Origin of the sequence: Peterkaempfera griseoplana, from assembly GCF_001418575.1 — a bacterium.
GTDB classification, from domain to species: Bacteria; Actinomycetota; Actinomycetes; order Streptomycetales; family Streptomycetaceae; genus Peterkaempfera; species Peterkaempfera griseoplana.
In genome coordinates, this window is record NZ_LIQR01000723.1 from 1 (window position 1) to 2,540 (window position 2,540).

A 2,540-nucleotide genomic window follows, 5' to 3' on the forward strand; every position below is an offset into this window, starting at 1 on the left:
CGAGACGGCCGGCCGCCCGGCGCCCGACCCGGCGCCGATGCGGCGCCAGTACAGCGCCGCGGGGCTCGCCGAGCACGAACTGGCCCATGACCCGATGGCGCAGTTCGCCCGCTGGTTCGCCGAGGCCGAGGCGGCGGGGATCCACGAGCCCAACGCCATGGTGCTGTCCACCGCCGACGCCGCGGGGCGGCCCAGCTCGCGCACGGTGCTGCTCAAGGGGTTCGACGGCAGGGGCTTCGTCTTCTTCACCAACTACGGCTCCCGCAAGGGCACCGAGCTGGCCGCCAACCCGTACGCCTCGCTGCTCTTCCCCTGGCACCCCGTCGCCCGGCAGGTGATCGCCACCGGCGCGGTGGAACGGGTCGGCAGGGACGAGACCGCCGCCTACTTCCGCACCCGTCCGCACGGCTCCCAGCTGGGGGCCTGGGCGAGCGAGCAGTCCCGGGTGGTCGCTTCGCGGCAGGCGCTGGAGCAGCGGTACGCGGAGCTGGCCGACCGCTACCCGGAGGGGGAGGGGGTGCCGGTGCCGCCGTTCTGGGGCGGGTTCCGGCTCCACCCGGAGACCGTGGAGTTCTGGCAGGGCCGGCAGAACCGCCTCCATGACCGCCTGCGCTACCGGGCCGACCCCACGGCCCCCACGGGCTGGGTGGTCGAGCGCCTCTGCCCCTAGGGCGGAGCGGCGAGCGGCTGCGGCGCTTCCGGCCGGCCGAGCAGGGGCCCCGGAGGGGCCCGGACGCAGACAACCCGCGGGCTGCTCCCGGCGGGCGGCGCAAGCGCCGTCCACCGGGCACCGGGGGACGATCCCGGTGAGCCCGCGGGTCGGGTGTCTGCTGTGTATTTCCCCGCCGCCTTGCTCGGCAGCCGGGCGGGGGCGGCTAGGAAGCAGCCACCTCACACGTCCTGAAAGTACTCAACTCAGGATCACCTCCTTTCAGTGTGCCGCCACGATAGGCACGTGCCCTCGCGAGAGGCAATGCCTTTTTTCCGGCGGCCTCGGGACGCCGGTGTCCGACGGGGCGGAAGGGGCGCCCGGGGAAAATGATCGTCCGGCGCCCGGCGAGGCTGCCCCGCAGGTCGCCGGCCGGGGCCCGAGGCGATCGCGCCGCCCTGATCCTCCGGGGCTGCGGCGGTACCGTCCCCGCCGAACGGTGCCCGGCGGTGCCGCGCCCGGGCGGGCCGTGACCGCTGCGGGCCACCGGGGACCCGTCCCGCCGTTTTCCGGAACGACTTCCCCCGGGAGCGCCCCTTGCGCCCGACGGGAATCCCGCCATGACGCCCCCCGGTCGTGATCCGCTACGCGCCCGGCCGGGGCACGCCGTATTCTCCGGGACCCGGCATCCGGCACCGACGGGATGCCGTTCCATTCCCGTACCGGTGACGAAGTGCATTTCTCCCGAAGGTTTCCGTGACACCCCCGGAGGCCGGGTGGGCCGTCGGCCCGGGATGCCGGGCAGCCGGTGGTGATCACGGGCGCGGTCGCCGGAGCCTGCGTCGCCCTGCCGGGCCTCACAGGGCCGCTCCCGGAGGAGGGAGCCCGGCCGGGGCGCACCGGCGGGCGGGGCGCCCCGCGCGCTGGAGCGGTGGCGCAGCGGGGGCTGACCGCCGCTCGGATGACCCGAAAGGGTGATCACTCGTATGGCCTGATCGTCCGGTCATCGGTGCAGGCCCAGGGCCCGACGCGCAGTTGACCAACCGTCAGGTGGCGCGGATGCGGCCCGCAGGAGTCGTGGAGAGCGCCGCGGCGCCGATAGTATCCGCGCCAAAGGGTGCCTCGCGCGGGCGCACACACACCCGGGCGTGCCCGGGGGTGGCACTCGACGTCCAGCTGCACGAGAAGCCGATGAGAAGCCGGCGGCACCCTCACTTCTAACCCAAGGGAATCGCGTTGAACGCCAGCCGCCCGGACACCCCCGCCCCTGCGCCTGCCGCGGCTCGCCGGCCTTCGCGCGTCCCGCTCACCGCGCTCGCCCGCAGGACCGACGAGGAGACGCCGCTGCTGCGCCGCGTCGTCCCGGTCGGCAAGGCGGCCGCGCCGGACGTCGCAGCGTTCAACTCCGCCATCTGAGGCCTGGGCGCGACGGCACCATGGAACCGCCGCTGATGCCCTTCAGACAGTTCGTGCTGAAGGTGCACAGCCGATGCGATCTGGCGTGCGACCACTGCTACGTCTACGAGCACGCGGACACCAGCTGGCGCAGCCGCCCCAGGGCGCTGCCCGAGCAGGTGTCCGCCCGCACCGCCGAGCGGATCGCCGAGCACGCCGCCGCACACCGCACGGAGACGGTCCGGGTGGTGCTGCACGGCGGGGAACCGCTGCTGGCGGGTCCGGCGCGGCTGCGCCGGACCGCCCAGGACCTGCGGCGGGCACTGGCCGGGGTCTGCGCACTCGACCTGCGCATCCACACCAACGGGGTGCTGCTGGACGAACGCTTCCTGGACCTCTTCGCCGAACTCGACATCAAGGTCGGGATCTCGCTCGACGGCGACCGGGCGGCCAACGACCGCCACCGCCGTTTCGCCGACGGCCGCAGCAGCCACCC

3 protein-coding genes are annotated in these 2,540 nt (G+C 74.5%); all 3 read left to right on the forward strand.

The features are described from left to right. The first annotated feature begins 37 nt into the window (after positions 1-37). The gene (gene pdxH / locus AOK09_RS35995) at positions 38-670 is read left to right on the forward strand and encodes a pyridoxamine 5'-phosphate oxidase (protein WP_063796176.1); all 633 of its coding nucleotides are present in this window, start codon (positions 38-40) and stop codon (positions 668-670) included. A 1,215-nt stretch (positions 671-1,885) separates the two neighbouring features. After that, positions 1,886-2,065 carry a hypothetical protein gene (locus AOK09_RS36000; protein WP_055591384.1) on the forward strand — a complete coding sequence of 60 codons (180 nt, stop codon included), beginning with the start codon at positions 1,886-1,888 and terminating at the stop codon, positions 2,063-2,065. Between the two features lie 20 nt (positions 2,066-2,085). After that, positions 2,086-2,540: radical SAM protein (locus AOK09_RS36005; protein ID WP_157876185.1), on the forward strand; the 455-nt coding region annotated here is incomplete at its 3' end.